Raw genomic sequence first — 19,832 nt, 5'->3', positions numbered from 1 at the left:
TCAGGAGCAGCCGGATGCGGACCGGGCGGCGGCGGGGGGTAGGGCAGGGCTCGGCGCGCCGGGCGCCAGGCGCGACGACGGTGGCCGCGGAGAGCTCGTGGGGGCGAATCCGGCGAGCGGGTTCTCGTCGCAGTCGCGCGACGGCGGCCGGGTCATGAGCGTGAGTGGCACGCCGCGGGAGTGGTCCTTGTTGGCGGTGGGCTTGCTGCGCTCGCCCGCGAGGAGCGGCTCGCCGTAGCCCTGCACGCATTCCGGGTCGGGCCCGTCCATGGGCAGGCCGGTGAAGAACTTCGCGGCCATGCAGCCGCCGCGGCAGGAGTCGAAGAAGCTGCACTGCGTGCAGGCGCCGGCGCTCTGCGGTTCGCGCAGGGAGCGGAACAGCTCGGAGCGCTGCCACACCTGCTGGAAGCCGCCGTCGCCGGTGACGTTGCCCGCCAGGAAGTTCTCGTGGATCGCGAAGGGGCAGGCGTAGACGTCGCCGACGGGATCGATGAGGCACACGACGCGTCCCGCGCCGCAGAGGTTGAGCCCGGGCAGGGCCCCGGCACCGTCGTTCCCACCGAACGCGGAGAGGTGGAAGAAGGAGTCCCCGGTGAGGACGCCGTCGCCGTGCGCGACGAGCCAGTCGTACAGCTCGCGCTGCTGCTCGGGCAGGGGGTGCAGGTCGTCCCAGACGTCGGCGCCGCGGCCCGACGGGCGCAGGCGGGTGATGCGCAGCGTGGCGCCGTACTTGTCCGCGAGCGCCTTGAACTCGTCGAGCTGCGCGACGTTCTGCCGGGTCATCACGACGCTGATCTTGGCGTCGCGGAAGCCCGCTGCGGCGAGGTTCTCGAGGGCGCTGATCGCCATGGCGAACGACCCGGGGCCGCGCACGGCGTCGTTGACCTCGGCGGTGGCACCGTCGAGCGAGATCTGCACGTCGACGTAGTCGGAGGCCGCGAGGCGCTGGGCGACCTCCGCGTCGATCCGCAGGCCATTGGTCGAGAACTTCACGCCCACCTGGTGGTCCGTGGCGTAGTCGACGAGCTCCCAGAAGTCGGGGCGCACCGTGGGCTCGCCGCCGCCGATGTTGACGTAGAAGACCTGCATGCGCTGCAGCTCGTCGATGATGGCCTTGCACTGCTCGGTGCTGAGCTCGCGGGGGTCGCGCTTGCCGGAGCTGGACAGGCAGTGCACGCACGCGAGGTTGCAGGCGTAGGTGAGCTCCCAGGTCAGGCAGATGGGGGCGTCGAGGCCGCGTTCGAACTGGTCGACGAGGCGCCCGACGGGGGCCGGGCGGGGCCGTTCGAGGGTTGTCATGTCTCTCACTCCTGGTCGGTGGCCGGGACGATCATCCCGGAGCGGGCGAGCGCGCCGAGCGCATCGAGGTACAGGGGGCGGTCGTCTGCGGCGATGCCCGCGGCGTCGAGCGCGGCTGCGGCGCTCGGGTGCTCGTGCAGGGACCGCACCACGTCGACGACGACGAGGTTCTTGAGGAAGGACAGCTTCCGGGTGCCGAAGTGGTAGAGCAGCGCGCCGAAGGGCTCGGGGCGGACCGCGACGCGGGGGTTGATCGCCCAGGCGGCGTCGGGGTCGAAGGACACGGTGGGGGCGTCGGCCCCGGCGGCCATGAGGCCGCCGGGAGCCGCCGCGTGCGCGGTGGTCATCAGTACACGCCGCACATGCCGTCGATGGATACTTCCTCCACCAACGATTCCGTCACGAGCTCGTCCTGCGTCGCAGTCTCCTTGTCGGACATGTGAACCAACCTCCTCAGGCTTGCCGTTGTGGTTCCCGTCACACAGTAATGGCACTCGGTGCAAAATCATAGGGATTCGGCGGAATCGGTCCTGACGTACGATCGCGCACAGTCCCCGACCGGCGGGAACGCGCAGAAAGTAGGCAGCGACGATGGCCCCTCGCGGACGCAGCGGACCGCTCGGCGGGCGCCCCTCCGCGACGACGCGCGGCCACCTCAGCGGCATCGCCATCGACCTGTTCATCGAGAACGGCTTCGACGAGACCAGCGTCGACGACATCGCCGCCGCGGCGGGCATCGCCCGGCGGACGCTCTTCCGCTACTACCCGTCGAAGAACTCGCTGGCGTGGGGCGAGTTCGACGACCATCTGGAGGGCTTGCGCGGGCTGCTCGACGAGGCGGCCGGCACGGGCACGCTCGGCACGGAGCTGCGGGACGCGATCGTCGCCTTCAACCAGGTGCCGGAGTCCGAGCACGAGCACCATCGCCGCCGGATGCACCTACTGCTGACAGTGCCTGCGCTGCAGGCGCATTCGATGATCATGTACGCCGACTGGCGGCGGGTGATCGCGGAGCACGTCGCGCGCCGCCTCAGCCTCTCCCCGGAGGACCACACCCCGCAGACGCTCGCGTGGATGGCGCTGGGCGTCGCGCTCGCCGCCTACGACCAGTGGCTCCGGCGGCCGGAGGCTGATCTCGAGGAACTCCTCCGCAGCGGCTGCGAACTCCTCATCGCGGCCGCCGACACGCCGGCGGAACAGGTCGAGCCCGGTCCGTGATCAGCCCAGGTGGGCTCGGAAGAACGGTACGAGGTTCTCCAGCGCGACGCCGGTCGGGCCGGGGCGGTCGTAGAGGTCGTAGTGCGAGGCACCGTCGACCACGACGAGGTGCTTGTCCTTCGACGCGGCGCGGCCGTAGAGCTCCATGCTCAGCCGTTGCGAGGCGAAGGCACCGGGCTGGTCGCCGATCACGACCATCAGGGGCTGCGTCAGGAGGGTCTCGACACGGTCGTAGGCGTCCCAGTCCGCCAACGCGCCCTGATATGCGAAGTTGAAGCTCGTCTTCCCGCCGGGCGCCTGGCCGCGGTCGGTCTTGTAGTAGTCGGTGGCCTCGAGAACGTCGATGTCGGTGACTCCGGCCTGCTCGGCGGCCTCGACCGACGGGGGCAGCAGGTCGTTGATCTGCTCGGCGGCGCCGCGCGCCTGGGCGGTGCGCTGCGCGGCGATCGCCTCGAGCATGCCGATCGGGTCGTACTCGGCGAAGCCCTCCCGCATGAGCCGGCCCACGTTGCTGCCGACGACGGTGCCCAGCGCCTTGATCCGGCGGTCGATCTTCGTCGCCGCCACCGCGTACCCGGCGCCGCCACAGATCGCCAGCACGCCGATGTTGTCGGCGTCGACGTAGGGCAGCGTCACCAGGTGGTCGATGACGAAGCTGAAGTCACTGGTCCGGAAACCGGGATCCTCCACCGATCGCGGATCACCGCCGCTATCGCCCTGGAAGGACGCGTCGAAGGCCGCGACCACGAATCCCGCCTCGGCGAGCGCCGCGCCGTAGACGTCGCCCGAGGTCTGCGCCTTGCAGCTGCCGGTCGGGTGGGCCGAGACGACGGTCGGATAGGTCTTCGAATCGTCGAACCCGGGCGGGAAGTGGAGATCGACGGCGATGTCCCACGCCCATCCCTTGGCCGTGACGGTGGTGATGTTCTCTGCCATGACGTTTCCTCTCGTCCGTGGTGGCTGTGAAAACCACGCTAGGGAGGGGCGCCGCACCCGGGAAGGACGGAATTCTGCCTAGGAAGAATCTTTCCCAGGCAGACGATGCGGGTCCGGGACTAGCCTGGCGACATGGCTGGATCCACGAGTGCCACACCGCACCTGAAGGAACTCGGCGACTTCCTGCGCACCTGCCGCGGGCGCCTCGCGCCCGCCGACGTCGGCCTCGCGAACACCGGCACGCGCCGCGTCTCCGGGCTGCGGCGGGAAGAGGTCGCGCAGCTCTCATCGATCAGCACCGACTACTACACGCGCATCGAGCAGGGCCGCCTGAGCCCGACAAGGCACGTCCTCGACGCCCTCGTGCGGGCTCTCCGGCTGGACCCGGACCAAGCGGACTACGCGGTCAGCCTCCTCGACCACGCCGCGCAGGCGCCGGCGAAACAGACCAGGCGCCGCCCGTCGCGCGTCCGACCGCAGGTCCTGCGGCTGCTCGACCAGCTCTCCGAGACCCCCTCGCTCGTGCTCGGACCACGCACCGACATCCTGGCGTGGAACCCGCTCGCCGCCAAGGTCTACGCGGACTTCGACGCGATGGATCCCCGCGAGCTCAACTACGTCCGCCTCATCTTCACGAACCCGGCGATGCGCGAGCTCTTCGCGGACTGGCCGTCGGTCGCCCGTTCGTGCGTCGCGATCCTGCGCCGCGAGGCGGCCGCGAACCCGGCCGATCCGGCGCTGTCCGCTCTCGTCGGCGAGCTCACGATCGCCGATCAGCAATTCGGGCAGTGGTGGGCGACGCGCAACGTCGCGCGGCAGGACTTCGGCACCAAGGTCCTCAATCACCCCGAGGTGGGCGAGCTCGTCCTCGACTGGGAGATCTTCCGCTACGCGGGCGCGCACGACCAGCAGTTGGTGCTCAACTCCGCAGACGCGGACTCCCCCACCCGCGAGCGCCTGCGCCGCCTCCTCCCCTGACCGCGCTCACGCAGGCGGATCGACGAACAGGTCATAGTCGATCGGCTCCGCGCCACCGTACGGGCGCAGGTCCGCAACGCCCGCGCCGCGCACCAGCTCGGCGTCGAGGAAGCACCGCCCGGTCACCGAGAGCGGCTGCGCCAGCAGCACCGCCGCGGCGTCGGCCATGATCTGCGGGCAGCGGGCGTGCGCCGTCGCCTCGTCGCCGCCGAGCAGGTTCTGCACCGCGGCCGTGGCGATCGTCGTCTCCGGCCACAGGCAGTTGGCCGCAATTCCGAGATCCGCGAACTCGGCCGCGAACCCCATGGTGAGCAGCGACATCCCGTACTTGCCCAGCATGTACGCCGGGTAGCGTCCCAACCAGTCCGGCGACAGGTTGAGCGGTGGCGACAGCGTGACCACCCGGCCCTCCTCGGCCCGCTCCAGGTGCGGCAGGCACGCCTTCGTCAGCGCGAAGGTGCCGCGCGAATTGACCTGCTGTGTCAAGTCGTAGCGCTTCATGGTGATCTCCGCGGTCGGGATGGTGCTCAACACGCTCGCGTTGTTGATGCATACGTCGATCCCACCGAACCGCTCCACGGCGGTGCCCACAAGGCGGGCGATGTCGTCGTCGGAACGCAGATCCCCCACCACACCGACCGCGGCGCCGTCACGTCCCGCCGCCGCCTCGATCTCCGCGACCGCGGTGTGGATCGTGCCGGGCAGGCGTGGGTCGGGATCGTCGGTCTTGGCCAACAGCACGACGTTCGCGCCCCGCTCGGCGAGCGCGACCGCGACGGCGAGGCCGATGCCCCGGCTGCCACCGGACATGGCGACGGTGCGGCCGGCGAACGCCCCCGGGCCGGGATCGGTGATGAGGGTGGCGGACATTGCTCTCCTTTCGTGGCGCGGACTGCTCCGCGGCTCACGGTAGGTCGCGGACCGCCGTCGCGACATGTCCGCTGCACACCGAACCCGGCCGCAACTTTGTCGCCCGCGACGAACCGATGGGCCTCAGCGCCAGTTCGGTTCGAGGATCGCGGGGAACCGCCGGCACAGGAGCAGCGCGATCTCGACGTCGAGCCTGTCCTCCTCGAGGGGGCGACCGCGTCGCTCGACGGCCTTGCGCACGCGGTACTTCACGGTGTTGGTGTGCAGGTGCAGGACGGGCGCGGCGGCGGTGAAGCTGGACCCCGCCTCGAGGAAGACCTGCAGCGAGTGGCGCAGGTGCGCATCCGACTCGGTGGGCTCGGCGAGGGGACCGAGCACCTCGCGGACCCAGACGCCGGCGGTGGACAGGTCGCCGCCCAGCATCGCCGCGATCACCACTCCGGTGTCGTCGCTCGCGACCGTCACCCGGTCCTCCCCCGCGGCGCGCAGCGCCACCGCCCGGGCGTCCTCCGCGAGCTCGTGCGACCGGACGAAGCCGCCCACACCGCGGCGCGGCGCTCCGATCCCGAGCGACGGGGCGTGCGGGTCCCCGTCCGCCAAGCGGCGCAGGGCCGGCACGGCACCGTCGACCGCCGCGGGTGCGAGTGGGATCCAGGCCCAGGCGGTCTGCCGGTCGTGTGCCATGAACAACGGGGAGGAGACGGCGCCCAGGTGCTTCGCCGCCGCGTGCAGGAAGCGTTCCATGCCGATGAGCTCACCCCGCTCCAACACCGGTTTCGGATACCACATCACGACCGCGAGGCTGTATTCGCGCAGCGGGTAGCGCAGCGTCGAACTCAGCTCGTCGACGCCGCGGGAATCCTTCGTGCGGGCGAGGATCCGCCGGATCTGCTCGCCACGGATCCGCTCCCGGCTCTCCCGCCACCTGTCCAGTTCCTGCCGGTACACCTCGATCACCTGCTCGGAGATCCAGTCGATGTACTGCGAGGTCGCGGTGAAGGTGGCCTCGAAGACCGCCAGAGCGGTGTCCGCGTCGAGGCCACCCGCGCGGACCTCCGCGAAGACCAGCCGCAGCAGCTCCTGCTGTCCGAGGCGGTACGCGCGGACAAGGGCGTTGGGCGTGACGTCGTGCTGTGCGAGACGACGCGCGTACTCGAGCGCCGCGACCGGTGCCGTCACGCCGGCAACGTCTATGCCGTGCCGGATCGCGGCGAAGATCGTCGCGATGTTGCCCTCGACGCTGGCGCGCAACAGCTGCACCAATTGGGCATCGCCGCGCAGCTCCGGGATCTGCGCGAGGATCACGTCCCGCACCGCGTCGGTCACCTCGGCGGCGCGGGGCTCCATCCGCACGATCACGGCCGACGCGGCGGAGGACACGCCCTCTGTACCCGACATGACGCCCGAGCGTAGCCACCGTGGTCGGCTCCGGCGGGGCGATCGGCGAAACCCGTCGTTGTTCGCCGGAGACAACACAAGGGGAAACGTTGGGCCGCGCGGACGATGTGATGTCGGTCACTCGAGCCTAGATTTCTTCGCATCAGCAGCCGCGTCACGACGATCGAGAGGCCTCCGATGCACTTCGCCCTCCTCCCCGCACACCGGGCCCGCACGGCACCGTCGGAGCCCGCGGTCGCGGATGACCATCGACGCCTCGACAACGCGACGTTCGAGCAGGTCATCGAGCATACTGCGGGCACGCTGACCGATCGCGGCGTCGGCCGTGGCGACGTGGTCGCGGTGCTGCTGCCGAACACCGCCGATCTGATCGTCACCCTGTTCGCGGCGTGGCGGCTCGGCGCGGCGGTGACGCCGATCAACCCCGCGCTCACGGCGGACGAGGTGCGTTACCAGGTGACCGACGCCGGCTCGTCGGTGTTGGTCACCGACAACGACCGCGGCGACGATCTCGGCGCTCCGCTGCTTCTCACCCGTGATCCGAGCGAGGCTCGCACCGCCCCCGTCGTGGACGCGCACGACGACGACCTCGCGCTGCTGATCTACACCTCGGGCACCACTGGCCGCCCGAAGGGCGTCCGCCTCGACCATGCCAATCTGCGCGCCCAGTGCGATTCCGTCGTGGCGGCGCTGGGCCTCACGCCGGCGGATCACAGCCTGCTCATCCTGCCGCTGTTCCACGCGAACGGGATCATCGCCGGGACCCTCTCGCCGTTGCTCGCGGGCGGCCGGACGACGGTGGCCGGCCGGTTCCGTCCGGAGACCTTCTTCACCCAGATCGAGCAGGCGCGGCCCACCTACTTCTCCGCGGTGCCCACGATCTACCAGATGCTCGCGGACCTCCCCGCTGACGTGCGGCCGGACACCTCGTCGATCCGCTTCGGCGTCTGCGGTGCGGCTCCGGCGAGCGTCGAGCTGCTCGCGAAGGTCGAGCAGCGCTTCGGTTTTCCGCTGGTGGAGGGCTACGGCCTCTCGGAGTGCACGTGCGTCGCCACGGTCAATCCGTTCGACGGCGTCCGCAAGCCCGGCACCGTCGGGCCCGCCATTCCGGGCGTCACCGTCGAGGTCCTGGACGCCGACGGCGCCCGGCTGCCGGCAGGGGAGGTGGGCGACGTGGTGATCTCCGGCCCGAACGTGATGCGGGGCTACCTGAACCGGCCCGAGGAGACCGCCGCGACGCTCGTCGACGGCCGGCTCCGGACGGGCGACATCGGGTTCCTCGACGAGGACGGCTACCTCACACTCGTGGACAGGGCCAAGGACATCATCATCCGTGGCGGGGAGAACATCTACCCCAAGGAGATCGAGTCGGTGGTCTATCAGCTGCCGGGCGTCGCCGAGGCGGCCGTCGTCGGGCGCCCCGACCCTACGTTCGGCGAGGTGCCCGTCCTGTTCGTCGCACTGAGCGAGGGCACGCCCCTCGAGCCCGACGAGATCCTCGCGCACGCCGCGGGCAAGCTCGCCAAGTACAAACTGCCCGTGGAGATCACGACTCTCCCGAGCCTCCCCAAGAACGCCGTCGGCAAGCTCGACAAGCCCACCCTGCGCACGCGCACCGCACCCCCGGTCGCCGCGTCCTAGCCACCGTCGCATCACCCCACGCATCACCCGAACAAGGAGAGTCATCATGGGATTCAAGGATCCGGTGTTCCCCGCAGTGGACCCCGAGGAGTTCCTCCAACGCCCCCTCATGGACCGCATCCGCGTCCTCAGCACGCAGTGGGCCGAATTCGGCTTCGGCACCCCGTACATGATCCACGTCATCTACGTCGTCAAGCTGTTCGTCTTCTACGGCCTCGGCGGCGTGGCGCTGGCCACGCTCACCTCCGGAATGCAGCCCTTCGCCCTCGGCGAATGGTGGAACCAGCCCATCGTGTACCAGAAGCTGGTGCTGTGGACCGTGCTGCTGGAAGCGATCGGCGTCGCGGGCTCGTGGGGCCCGCTCGCCGGCAAGGCGAAACCCATGACCGGCGGAATCCTGTTCTGGGCCCGGCCCGGCACCATCCGGCTGCGCCCATGGAACTGGGTCCCGGGCACGAACGGCGATCGCCGCACTCCCTTCGACGTGCTCGTGTACCTCGCGATGCTGGTCTCGCTCCTCGTCGCCATCGCGCTGCCCGGCGTGCGGGGCCTCGGCGGTTTCGACGGCGCGATGGCCGCGCTCGGCATCGACGCCTCCCACGGCCTGATGCGCCCCGAGCTGCTGATCGCGCCGATCGCGCTGCTGATCCTGATCGGTCTGCGCGACAAGACGATCTTCCTCGCCGCGCGGGGCGAGCAGTACCTGCCGCCGATGCTGGCCTTCGCGATTCTGCCGCTTCTCTTCGGCGAGCACGGCTTCGTGAACATGATCATCGCGCTCAAGCTGGTCATCGGCGTGGTCTGGGTCGGCGCCGGCCTGTCAAAGTGCAACCACCACTTCACCATGGTGATCCCGCCCATGGTCTCCAACAGCCCGCTCGTGCCGGGCAGCTGGTTCAAGAAGCTGCAGTACAAGGACTTCGGGAGCGACATGCGGCCGTCGGGCTTCGCACGGTTCATGGCGCACGGCCCCGGCGTGGTCGTCGAGATCATCGCGCCGCTGATCCTGCTGTTCTCGACCAACCGCATCGTGACCGTCGTGGCGGCCGTGTTCATGTGCCTCTACCACCTGTTCATCATCTCCACCTTCCCGCTGGCCGTGCCGCTGGAGTGGAACCTGCTGTTCGGCTACACCGCGATCTTCCTGTTCATCGGCTTTCCCGCCGACAGCGGCTACGCCCTGTGGGACATGGGCCCCGCGTGGCTGGCGATCATCATCACCGCGGCCCTGGCCTTCTTCCCGATCCTCGGCAACTTCCGTCCCGACAAGGTCTCGTTCCTGCCGTCGATGCGCCAGTACGCCGGCAACTGGGCCACCGCACTGTGGACTTTCACCCCGGGCGCGGAGGAGAAGCTCAATCGGGTCACCCGGTCGGCCCCCAACCAGATCGACCAGTTCATCGCCGCCGGCTACCCGCCGCTCTGGGCGGAGATCACACTGCAGATGACCATCGGCTGGCGGTCGCTGCACAGCCAGGGGCGCGGCCTCTTCTCGGTCCTGCTCGCCACCCTGCCCGACATCGACAGCCGCACCGTCCGGGAGGGCGAGTTCCTCTGCAACTCGATCCTCGGCTTCAACTTCGGCGACGGGCACCTGCACAACGAGGACATGATCCGCGCCGTGCAGAGCGAGGCGCGGTTCGAGCCCGGCGAGTGCGTCATCGTCTGGGTCGAATCCCAGCCGGTGCACACGAAAACGCAGGCGTACAAGGTGATCGACGCCGCCCTGGGCGTCGTCGAGGAGGGCACCTGGAACGTGCACGAGGTCACCGACACGCAGCCGTGGCTGCCCGACGGCCCCGCCCCGCACACCCCCACCTGGTCGAAGATGCGCACCGGCACGCCCAGCGGTGATCGTCGGGCGGTCGGGGCATGAGCACCGCCACCGTCGTCGGCGCCGGCCCCAACGGCCTCGCCGCCGCCATCACCCTGGCCCGTGCGGGAGTCGACGTCACGGTCCTCGAAGCAGCCGGCACCGTCGGCGGTGGCATCCGTTCCTTCGAGGGCATCGTCCCGGGACTGATCCACGACCACTGCGCCGCCATGCATCCCATGGCCGTGGGCTCGCCGTTCCTGAGGTCGCTCGACCTCGCGCGGCACGGCCTGCGGTGGCGCTCCGCCGACATCGATTGCGTGCAGCCACTGGACGACGGCACCGGCGGGGTACTGCGGCGGTCCGTCGCCGAAACCGCCGATGGCCTCGGGGCCGACGGCGCGCTGTGGCGGGGACTGTTCGCCGGCACCGTCGAGAACATCGACAAGGTGGGACCGGCGATCCTGTCGCCCCTTCTCCGCGTGCCGAAGCACCCGATCCACCTGGCGCGCTTCGGGGCGGCGGCCCCCCTGCCCGCGTCCCTGCTGGCCCGCGGGTTCCGCACCCCGCAGGCGCGGGCACTGTGGGGCGGGATCGCCGCGCACACCTTCCGGCCGCTGCACCAACCGATGAGCTCGGCGATCGGGCTGGGCCTGCTCTCGGCCGGGCACGCCTACGGCTGGCAAGTGGCCGAGGGCGGCTCCGGGGCGATCGCCACGGCGCTCGCGGCGGAGCTCACCGAGCTCGGCGGCGACATCGAGACCGATGCCCGCGTCACCTCGCTCGGAGACCTGCCGGGCAGCGATCTGCTGCTGTTCGACCTGGATCCGCAGCAGGTGGCGCGCATCGTCGGTGATCGGCTACCGAACCGCGTGCGCCGGCCGCTGACGAAGTTCCGCCGCGGCCCCGGCGCCTTCAAGGTGGACTTCGCCGTGCAGGGCGGCGTCCCCTGGAGCAACCCCGACGCGCGCCGCTCCAGCACCGTCCACCTGGGCGGCGAGTTCGCGGAGACCGCCGCCACCGAGCGGGAGATCGCGGCGGGCCGGATGCCCGAGCGCCCCTTCGTCCTGGTGGGCCAGCAGTACCTCGCCGACCCCACCCGCAGCGTCGGCGACGTCCACCCCGTCTGGTCCTACGCCCACGTGCCGAACGGCTACACCGGCGACGCCACCGAGGCCATCATCGCCCAGATCGAGCGCTTCGCCCCCGGCTTCCGGGAACGCATCGTCGGCACCGCCGTCTGCTCCACCACCGAGATGTCGCGCTACAACGCCAACTTCGTCGGCGGCGACATCAACACCGGATCCAAGGACCCACTCCAACTCGTCTTCGGCCCCCGCATCACCCTGCAGCCCTACGACCTCGGCGTGCCCGGCATGTACATCTGCTCCGCCGCCACCCCGCCCGGACCCGCCGCGCACGGGATGTGCGGATACCACGCCGCCACCCGCGCACTCGCGGGAGCGCGCCGGGCGGAGGGGCGGCGACGGACGGGCGGATGGCGCGCGAACGTTAGGACGTGACAGCCGCGGGGCGTGCTCCTGCGGGGCCGGCGAACACCGTGCGGCCGAGGCCCTGCCAGACCAGCAGCACCGCGCCCAGGGTCACTGAGACCGCGCCGGCGGGCACGTCGAGCGGCCAGTAGAAGAGCGCGCCGATCACGATCATCGCGACGCCGATGCCGATCGAGACGTTCAGGCTCTGCTTCGCCATCGGGATCATCTTGCGGCCGGTGGTCCACAGGCTGACCGGCGTGCGGCGCAGCACCTCGCTGATCGCGACGGTGAAGAACGCGGTCACGATGAAGGTGCAGATCGTGAGGATCGGCGCGTAGACGTCGAACCGGAAGCGCTGGATCGTGGGCGCCAGCTCCTGCAGTGCGAAGGCGTGCACGAGGAAGATGCCGAAGGACCGGTCGGAGGCGGTCTTGAGGAACTTGTCCCAGAAGGAGCCCGCGGTGCGGTAGTCGGACCAGTAGGTGCCGGCCGCGTAGAGGGCCAGGATGATCATCACGAACATCACCGCGGCGTAGGGGCGGAAGACGTTCGCCGCGTCGGTGGGGAACATCCCCTCCATGCTGGTCTTGTAGCCGTACGCGATGAGCGTGACGATGACGACGCCGATCGCGATCGTGATGACGCGGCCGCGGAAGCGCGAGAACCAGGCCCGCACCTCCTCGATGTGCATGGCCGCGATGCAGCCGAGCAGCGTGAAGAACTGGTACGGGAAGATCGTCGCCGGCAGGTGGTTCCACAGCTTCGCGAGCAGCCCGTAGTTGAACATCTCCGGTCGCGCGGTGGTCATGTAGTGCAGCAGGACCAGGTGGAAGACGAAGCTCGCCGCCAGCAGGTACTTGTGGTAGCCCATCGTCCAGCGCAGGAACTTCAGCAGGAACGGGAAGATCAGATACACCTGCATCGTGACGAAGACGAAGTAGAGGTGGTACCAGGCGTCGCCGGTGAACAGGTCGTAGGCGAGCACCTTGAGCGCGGCCTTCGTCGACTCCCAGGTCTCGAACGTGCGCGAGATGTTCGAGAAGGCCGGCGGCCACATCACGTACATGTGATAGAGCCAGTAGAAGATGCTCCAGGTCAGGAACGGTAGGCCGACCGCCTTGTACCGGCGGCGCCAGAAGTCGATGGGGTCGAGCTTGCGGTCGCGGTACTGGTACACGAGCACGAAGCCGGTGAGCGCGAAGAAGGCGTTGCGGGTGTAGTGGAAGATCGTCTGGATCGCGTTCGAGGCGACGCTGAACGGGAACGTCGTGCCCGAGACGCAGTGGTCGAAGATGACGCCCGCGAAAGTCACGATGCGCACGATGTCGAGCTCGAAGAGGTGCCCGCCGGCGCGCTTGGGCTTCGACGGTGCCGCTGCGGGCTCGGGCCGCTCGGGCGCGGGCGTCGCCGCCACGGGCTCAGGCGTCGGCTCGACGCCGCGTTCGCTCATCGTCTGGTCCACACCCACTGATCAACAATCCTGACTACACCACAGCAATACCTGGTCACAGGCCCTTCGTACGGTAGCCGTTGCGACTGCGCCACTCCAACTCACGTGGCGCACTCCCAGCAGACTGCCAGGCGATCAGTTCGCGGTCCAGCCGCCGTCCATCGTGTAGGCGGCGCCGGTGACCATGGCGGCGCCGGGCGAGCACAACCACGCGACCAGGCCCGCGACCTCGTCGGGCTCGATGAGGCGCTTGATCGCGGGGCGCGCGAGGAAGACCTCGTCGGTGACCTGCTGCTCGGTGATGCCGTGCGCGGCCGCCTGCTCGGCGATCTGCTTCGCGACCAGCGCGGTGCGCACGTAGCCCGGGTTCACGCAGTTGCTGGTGACGCCGTGCTCGCCGCCCTCGAGCGCGGTGACCTTGGACAGGCCCTCCACGCCGTGCTTCGCCGCCACGTAGGCCGCCTTGTACTTCGACGCCCGCAGCCCGTGCACCGAGGAGACGTGCACGATGCGGCCGAAGCCCCGCTCGTACATTCCCGGCAGTGCGGCGCGGGTGAGCAGGAAGGGCGCCTCCAGCATCAGGGTGAGGATGCGATGGAACCACGCCGGGTCGAAATCCTCGATCGGCGCGACGTGCTGGACCCCCGCGTTGTTGACCAGGACGTCGACGTCCAGGCTCAGGTCCGCGAGGGCCGCCGTGTCGGTGAGATCCAGCTCGAGCGCGGTGCCGCCGATCTCCGCGGCCAGCGCCGCCGCGGCCGCGCCGTCGCGATCGACGACGGTGACAGCGGCACCGTCGGCGGCGAGGCGGCGCGCGACGGCGGCCCCGATCCCCGCCGCGCCGCCGGTCACCATCGCCTTCACGCGCGGGCCCCGGTGGCCTGCTCGGCCTGCAGGGCCGCCCGATCCTCCTCGTCGATGGTGGCGAGGTCGATGCCCTTGGTCTCCCGGACGAAGAAGACGGCCAGGAAGGTGATGCCGCAGGCGATAGCGAGGTAGACGGCGACCGGCACCGACGAGCCGAAGTCCTTGAGCAGCTTGGTCGCGATGATCGGCGCGAGCGAACCGGCGACGACCGAGGTGACCTGCGCTGCGACCGAGACGCCCGAGTAGCGCATGCGGGTCGGGAAGGACTCCGCCATGATCGCGGGCTGCGGCGCGTACATCAGCGCGTGGAACATCAGGCCGATCGTCACGGCGGCGACGACCACGACGCCGTGACCGGTGTCGAACATCGGGAAGGCGAAGAAGCCCCAGGTCGCGGCGAGCGCCGCGCCCAGCCAGTACACGGGGCGGCGGCCGACGCGGTCGGTGAGCGCACCCGCCAGCGGCATGACCGCGAAGTGCACGGCGTGCGCGATGAGCAGCCACATCAGGATGTCGGAGGTGTCCATCTTCACGACGGTCTTGAGGTACGTGATCGAGAAGGTGACCACGAGGTAGTAGAAGATGTTCTCGCCGAAGCGCAGGCCCATGGCCGAGAGCACGCCGCGGGGGTAGCGCTTGACGACCTCGACGACGCCGTACGAGACGGCCTTCTCCTTCGCGATCTCCTGCTGAGCCTCCTTGAACAGCGGCGACTCGTCGACCTGGGTGCGGATGTAGTAGCCGACCAGGACGATCACGGCCGACAGCCAGAAGGCGACGCGCCAGCCCCAGGCGAGGAAGTCCGCCTCGGACAACACGTTGGTCAGGATCAGCAGCACGACGGTGGCGGCCAGGTTGCCGCCCGGCACGCCGGCCTGCGGCCACGACGCCCAGAAGCCGCGGGACTTGTTCGGGCTGTGCTCGGCCACGAGCAGCACCGCGCCGCCCCACTCGCCGCCGACCGCGAAGCCCTGGATGAAGCGCAGCACCACGAGCAGGAAGGGCGCCCAGTAGCCGATCTGGTCGAACGTGGGCAGGCAGCCCATGAGGAAGGTCGCGACGCCGACCATGAGGATCGAGACCTGCAGGAGCTTCTTGCGGCCCAGCTTGTCGCCCAGGTGGCCGAAGACGATGCCGCCGATCGGCCTCGCCGCGAAGCCCACCGCGTAGGTCACGAACGCCGCGATGATGGCGTCGTACTCGCTGGCGCCGGCCTTGAAGAAGATCTTGTTGAACACCACCGTGGCGGCGATGCCGTAGAGGAAGAACTCGTACCACTCGACGACCGTGCCGGCCATCGACGCGGCGACGATCTTCCGGAGCCCGCGCGGCTGCTCCAGGTCGGTCTGCGTCATATCCACTCCTTGTGTGACGGATCACGGCGCCGAACGGATGTGACGCACGCCATGCTCAACGCAGTATGTATGGATAAAATCGCACACACAATGCCCACATCCGCGGATCGGATCTGCATCCATGCACACTCCTGAGCCGAGCGCCGACGGCCTGCTCACCCTGCTGGCCGTCGCGCGGACCGGCCGTTACACCGCGGCGGCGGACCTGCTGGGCATCAACCACACCACCGCCTCGCGGCGGGTCGCGGCCCTCGAGCGGGCGCTCGGCGGGCCCCTGCTCGCCCGCGGCGCCGCGGGCTGGGAGCTCACCGAGCTGGGCCGCTCGGGCGTCGCCGCGGCGGAGCGGATCGAGGCGGTACTGCACGGCCTCGATGCCGACACCGCCGACGACCTGCACGGCAAGGTCCGCATCGCCGCGACCGACGGCTTCAGCGCCCGCGTCGTGGCGCCCGCGATCGCGCAGCTGGGGCGCGTGCACCCACGGCTGTCCGTCGACCTGTTGACGGTGACGCGCCGCGCACCGTCGACCCGCTCCGGCGTGGACGTCGAGGTCGTGGTGGGGCGGCCCGAGACCTACCGGGTGGAGCCCGAACTTCTCGCGCCCTACCGGCTCGGCCTGTACGGCTCGCGGGAGTACCTCGCCGCCGACGGGACGCCGCAGGAGCCGCGCGACCTGGCCGGGCGGCCGCTCGTCTACTTCATCGACTCGATGCTCACCGTCGACGACCTGGACCTCGCGCGGGTGCTGGTGCCCGACATGACCGACCGCCTCAGCTCGACGAACGTGCTCGTCCACGTCGAGGCCACCTGCGCCGGCGCCGGGCTCGGCCTGCTCCCCTGCTTCCTCGCCGACGCCCGGCCCGACCTGGTGCGCGTGCTGCCCGACGACGTCTCCGTGCAGCTGGAGTACTGGATGGTGGTGCGGCCCGAGGCCGCGCAGCGGCGCGAGGTGGCCGCGGTGGTCACGGCGCTGCGCGCGCAGGTGGAGTCGATGCGGCCCGTGCTCCTGGGCGCTCCCGGCCCCCACCGCACGGCGCTGCGGGGGTTCACCGACCCGCGCTAGACTGTCCGCTTGACCATGAGCGCATCGACTGCCGGCGGAGGGCCCTCGTTCACCCCCGAGGACCTGATCGGCTTCTTCGGGGGGCCGACCGTGCGCCGCGCGGGCGAGTACGTGGGCACCGGCCTCATCGGCGACCTCGAATGGGACGACGAGAAACGCCTCGTCACCGGGGTCGTCGCCGGCACCCGCGAATACGACACGCAGGTGTGGATCGAGCCCGGCGGCTCCGGCTGGCGGCCCGTGCGCAGCCTGTGCACCTGCCCCGTCGCCCTCAACTGCAAGCACGGCGCCGCGCTGCTGCTCGAGCTCACCGCGGAGGACGTCGAGGAGAGCGAGGCGCCGCAGCCGGACCCGTGGGAGCGGCAGCTCGCGGCCCTGCTGCCGGAGGCCCCGCGCGCCAGCGCCGCCGTCCTGCCCGTGGCGCTGCAGTTCGAGGTCGACGAGCGCGGCGTCGTCTCCGGGCAGCGCCTGCAGGTGCGCCTCGCGACCCCCGGCATGCGCGACGGCTCGTGGGTCGCCGGCGACGTGCGGTGGCGCACCATCGCCACCGCGCCCCGGGTCGCGCCCGCGCAGCGCGACGTCCTCGCGCCGTTGGCGCAGCTCATCACCTGGTCGCTGTACGGCGTGGACGCCTGGGCCGATCTCGGCATGGTGGACACCCCGCTGCTGTGGGACCAGCTGCGCGCCGTCCGCGACGCGGGCGTGCCGCTCCTGACCAAGAAGGCGAAGGGCACCGTCGTCCTCGGTCCGCCCACGCGGCTCGGCCTCGTGACCCGCTCGGTGGACGGGAGCGTCGAGCTGGACCGGGAGGTCGATTTCGGCGACGGTCCGCGGACCTTCACGGGCGGGCTGCTCGGCGCGCACCGCGCCCTCGGCGTCTTCCAGCAGGACGGCGACGTGCTGCGCCTCGCGCCGCTCGACCCGCCGCTGTCCGCGCCGCACACCACCGCGCTGCGCCGGTTCACCCCCGTGCGGGTGCCCGCCGAGGCGGTGCCGGAGCTGCGCGAGAAGTACCTGCCCTACCTGGCGGCGGTCGCGCCCGTCCGCGACCCGGACCAGCTGGTCGGCGAGGTCGAGGTCCTCGGCCCCGAGCTGCTGTGCACCGCCCGCTACTTCCCCGGCGCCGCCGAGCTCGAGGTCGACTGGAAGTGGCGGTACACCGTGGGCGGCGATGCCCGCGACTACGTCCTGGGCCGCGAACCCGCGGGGCTCGCGGACGCCGTCGGACAGCAGCGGATCACCCGCGCGATGGCCGTGGCGCTGCGCGAGGCGGCCGTCGGCGTGGACCACTCGCAGGGCTTCTACCGGGGCACCGAGGCCGCGGTCTGGCTCGCGGAGGTCGCGCCCGTGCTGCGGTCGGTGCCGGCGGTGATCGTCGAGGTCGTCGACGATCCCGGCTTCCGCTGGGCGGAGAGTTCGGCGTCGGTGTCCGTGCGGGTGCGCGGCGACTCCGACAACCCGTCCACGGACTGGTTCGACCTCGAGGTCGCCGTGGAGGTGGACGGCGAGGAGGTCCCGTTCCGGGACGTCTTCACCGCCGTCGCCGCGGGGCACGACACCCTCGTCACGCCCGGCGGCGTGCTCGCGCGCATCGACGGCGAGCGCTTCGACCGGCTGCGCGAGCTCATCGGCGAGGCGCGGGACCTGCCGGCGCGGGGGGCGCGGCGCGGGGCGCGGTCCGGCGGGCCCGGTTCCGACGATCGAGGGCTACGGATCAGCCGGTTCCAGGCGGGCCTCGTCGACGACCTCGCCGACCTCGCCGACGCCACGGATTTCGACGGTGACTGGTCCCGCCGGGTCGGGGCCCTGACGGCGGGCGACCTGGCGCGGCAGGAGGCACCGTCGACCCTGCGGGCCGAGCTCCGGCCCTATCAGCGCGACGGCCTGGACTGGCTGTCCTTCCTGTACGACAACGACTTCGGCGGCATCCTCGCCGACGACATGGGCCTCGGCAAGACCGTGCAGACGCTGGCGCTGATCTGTCGCGCACACGAGCGCGCGCCGGAGCGACCCGGGCCGTTCCTCGTGGTGGCGCCGACGTCGGTGGTGGGCAACTGGGCCGCCGAGTGCAAGCGGTTCGCGCCGCACCTGTCGGTGGCGGTGGTCTCCGAGACCGCGCGGAAGTCGGGCACGTCGATCACGTCGGTGGTCGCGGGCGCCGACCTGGTGCTGACCTCGTACACGCTGCTGCGCCTGGACGCGGAGGAGTACGCGGCGGTGACGTGGGCGGGCGTGATCCTCGACGAGGCGCAGTTCGTCAAGAACCCGCGGTCGAAGGCCTTCGCCGCGGTCTCGCTGCTGGACCGGCCCTTCACGCTGGCCGTGACCGGCACCCCGATGGAGAATCACCTCGAGGAGCTGTGGGCGCTGACCGCGCTGACGGTGCCGGGGCTCTTCCCCGGGCGGTCGTGGTTCGCGGAGGAGTACCGCCGGCCCATCGAGCGTGGCGGCGACGACGACCGGCTGGCCCGGCTGCGGCGGCGAGTGCGGCCGTTCATGCTGCGGCGCACCAAGGACCTGGTCGCGAAGGACCTGCCGGAGAAGACGGAATCCGTGGTGCAGGTGGAACTCTCGGAGGAGCACCGGCACACCTACGATCGCGTGCTCGCCGATCAGCGGGCGAAGCTGCTGGGCCTGCTGGACGACTTCGAGGGCAACCGGTTCGAGATCCTGCGGTCGCTGACGATGCTGCGGCGCCTGGCGCTCGACCCGTCGCTGGTGGACGAGGAGCTGGCGGTGGAGGACGTCGCCAAGCTCGACTTCCTGGTGGAGAAGCTGGACGAGCTGCTCGAGGAGAAGCACGCCGTGCTGGTGTTCAGCCAGTTCACCGGCTTCCTGCGCAAGGCCGCCGAGCGGCTCGACGAGGAGGGCGTGGAGTACGCCTACCTCGACGGATCGACCACCGACCGCGCCGCGGCGATCGAGAAGTTCACCTCCGGCGAGGTCCAGGTCTTCCTCATCTCGCTCAAGGCCGGCGGCTTCGGCCTCAACCTGGTGCAGGCCGACTACTGCTTCCTGCTGGACCCGTGGTGGAATCCGGCCGCGGAGGCGCAGGCCATCGACCGCGCGCACCGCATCGGGCAGACCCGCAGCGTGATGGTCTACCGGCTGGTCTCCGCCGACACCATCGAGGACAAGGTGATGGCGCTCAAGGAGCGCAAGGCCGCGCTGTTCGAGTCCGTCGTCGGCGGCGAGGGCGGCTTCGACGCGCGCCTGGCCGCCTCCGACATCCGCGCGCTGTTCGAGGACTGAGCGGCTGCTGGCTGCTGGCTGCTGACTGCTGNCTGCNGGCTGCGGGCTGCGGGCTGCGGGCTGGACACTCGCTCAGAACAGCCATGCGTTTCTCCTATGTCAAGCGGCGGTCGGGAGGGCGGTGTCGGGGGCTGCTTTCGCGTCGGTTCTGAGGGTGTTGAAGACGGTGCGGGCTAGTCGTCGTTTGAGGCAGCGG

Annotated in this window: 16 protein-coding genes; 7 read left to right on the top strand and 9 right to left on the bottom strand. The window is 70.6% G+C overall.

Going from position 1 to position 19,832, the window contains the following annotated elements; translation table 11 throughout:
- The 3 genes from mftC to mftA are packed head-to-tail and all read right to left on the bottom strand — an operon-like array spanning nt 1 to nt 1,738.
- Entirely contained in the window at nt 1–1,299 is a 1,299-nt protein-coding gene (mftC, locus tag ACM9LD_RS22325) for a mycofactocin radical SAM maturase (protein ID WP_415678711.1), read from the bottom strand.
- A gap of 5 nt (nt 1,300–1,304) precedes the next feature.
- Nucleotides 1,305–1,646 (bottom strand): mycofactocin biosynthesis chaperone MftB, encoded by a 342-nt coding sequence (gene mftB / locus ACM9LD_RS22320; RefSeq protein WP_415678710.1) that lies wholly within the window; start codon nt 1,644–1,646, stop codon nt 1,305–1,307.
- Nucleotides 1,646–1,738, bottom strand: a complete 93-nt coding sequence (gene mftA, locus ACM9LD_RS22315; RefSeq protein WP_114515824.1) for a mycofactocin precursor MftA — start codon at nt 1,736–1,738, stop codon at nt 1,646–1,648. Before mftA ends, mftB begins: the two co-directional genes overlap by 1 nt.
- A gap of 152 nt (nt 1,739–1,890) precedes the next feature.
- On the opposite strand from mftA, the gene mftR reads away from it, so the two are divergent.
- Entirely contained in the window at nt 1,891–2,517 is a 627-nt protein-coding gene (mftR, locus tag ACM9LD_RS22310) for a mycofactocin system transcriptional regulator (RefSeq protein WP_415678709.1), read from the top strand.
- Here the strand turns inward: mftR and ACM9LD_RS22305 are convergent, their stop codons facing one another.
- Nucleotides 2,518–3,453: an alpha/beta hydrolase gene (locus ACM9LD_RS22305; RefSeq protein WP_415678708.1), complete on the bottom strand. Its 936-nt coding sequence runs from the start codon at nt 3,451–3,453 to the stop codon at nt 2,518–2,520.
- A gap of 132 nt (nt 3,454–3,585) precedes the next feature.
- Between ACM9LD_RS22305 and ACM9LD_RS22300 the strand changes: the two genes are divergently transcribed.
- On the top strand, nt 3,586–4,431 hold the full coding sequence (locus tag ACM9LD_RS22300) for a helix-turn-helix domain-containing protein (protein WP_415678707.1): 846 nt from the start codon (nt 3,586–3,588) through the stop codon (nt 4,429–4,431).
- A 6-nt stretch (nt 4,432–4,437) separates the two neighbouring features.
- Here ACM9LD_RS22300 and ACM9LD_RS22295 read toward each other — a convergent pair whose 3' ends face one another.
- Complete coding sequence (locus ACM9LD_RS22295; RefSeq protein WP_415678706.1) at nt 4,438–5,301, bottom strand: SDR family oxidoreductase; 864 nt, start codon at nt 5,299–5,301, stop codon at nt 4,438–4,440.
- Nucleotides 5,302–5,424: 123 nt separating this feature from the next.
- On the bottom strand, nt 5,425–6,699 hold the full coding sequence (locus ACM9LD_RS22290; protein ID WP_415678705.1) for a PucR family transcriptional regulator: 1,275 nt from the start codon (nt 6,697–6,699) through the stop codon (nt 5,425–5,427).
- Between the two features lie 177 nt (nt 6,700–6,876).
- Between ACM9LD_RS22290 and ACM9LD_RS22285 the strand changes: the two genes are divergently transcribed.
- The 3 genes from ACM9LD_RS22285 to ACM9LD_RS22275 are packed head-to-tail and all read left to right on the top strand — an operon-like array spanning nt 6,877 to nt 11,676.
- Entirely contained in the window at nt 6,877–8,340 is a 1,464-nt protein-coding gene (locus ACM9LD_RS22285) for a class I adenylate-forming enzyme family protein (protein WP_415678704.1), read from the top strand.
- Nucleotides 8,341–8,386: 46 nt separating this feature from the next.
- Nucleotides 8,387–10,216, top strand: a complete 1,830-nt coding sequence (locus tag ACM9LD_RS22280; protein WP_415678703.1) for a DUF3556 domain-containing protein — start codon at nt 8,387–8,389, stop codon at nt 10,214–10,216.
- Nucleotides 10,213–11,676 (top strand): phytoene desaturase family protein, encoded by a 1,464-nt coding sequence (locus ACM9LD_RS22275; protein ID WP_415678702.1) that lies wholly within the window; start codon nt 10,213–10,215, stop codon nt 11,674–11,676. The genes ACM9LD_RS22280 and ACM9LD_RS22275 overlap by 4 nt, the downstream gene beginning before the upstream one ends.
- Here ACM9LD_RS22275 and ACM9LD_RS22270 read toward each other — a convergent pair.
- From ACM9LD_RS22270 to ACM9LD_RS22260, 3 genes are all read right to left on the bottom strand, one after another.
- Complete coding sequence (locus ACM9LD_RS22270) at nt 11,666–13,099, bottom strand: acyltransferase (RefSeq protein WP_415678701.1); 1,434 nt, start codon at nt 13,097–13,099, stop codon at nt 11,666–11,668. The genes ACM9LD_RS22275 and ACM9LD_RS22270 overlap by 11 nt on opposite strands.
- 135 nt (nt 13,100–13,234) lie before the next feature.
- Nucleotides 13,235–13,954 carry a 3-hydroxybutyrate dehydrogenase gene (locus ACM9LD_RS22265; RefSeq protein ID WP_415678750.1) on the bottom strand — a complete coding sequence of 240 codons (720 nt, stop codon included), beginning with the start codon at nt 13,952–13,954 and terminating at the stop codon, nt 13,235–13,237.
- A gap of 5 nt (nt 13,955–13,959) precedes the next feature.
- Nucleotides 13,960–15,321 (bottom strand): MFS transporter, encoded by a 1,362-nt coding sequence (locus ACM9LD_RS22260; protein ID WP_415678700.1) that lies wholly within the window; start codon nt 15,319–15,321, stop codon nt 13,960–13,962.
- A 121-nt stretch (nt 15,322–15,442) separates the two neighbouring features.
- On the opposite strand from ACM9LD_RS22260, the gene ACM9LD_RS22255 reads away from it, so the two are divergent.
- Together ACM9LD_RS22255 and ACM9LD_RS22250 are read left to right on the top strand one after the other, a co-directional pair.
- Entirely contained in the window at nt 15,443–16,384 is a 942-nt protein-coding gene (locus ACM9LD_RS22255) for a LysR family transcriptional regulator (RefSeq protein WP_415678699.1), read from the top strand.
- A 15-nt stretch (nt 16,385–16,399) separates the two neighbouring features.
- Nucleotides 16,400–19,636, top strand: coding sequence for an SNF2-related protein (locus tag ACM9LD_RS22250; RefSeq protein WP_415678698.1), 3,237 nt, complete (start codon nt 16,400–16,402; stop codon nt 19,634–19,636).
- The last annotated feature ends 196 nt before the right edge of the window (nt 19,637–19,832 follow it).

This window comes from Tsukamurella hominis, assembly GCF_965137015.1.
Lineage (GTDB): Bacteria > Actinomycetota > Actinomycetes > Mycobacteriales > Mycobacteriaceae > Tsukamurella > Tsukamurella hominis.
The sequence above is the reverse complement of the archived record's forward strand: the minus strand, read 5'-3'. Positions and strand labels throughout refer to the sequence as shown.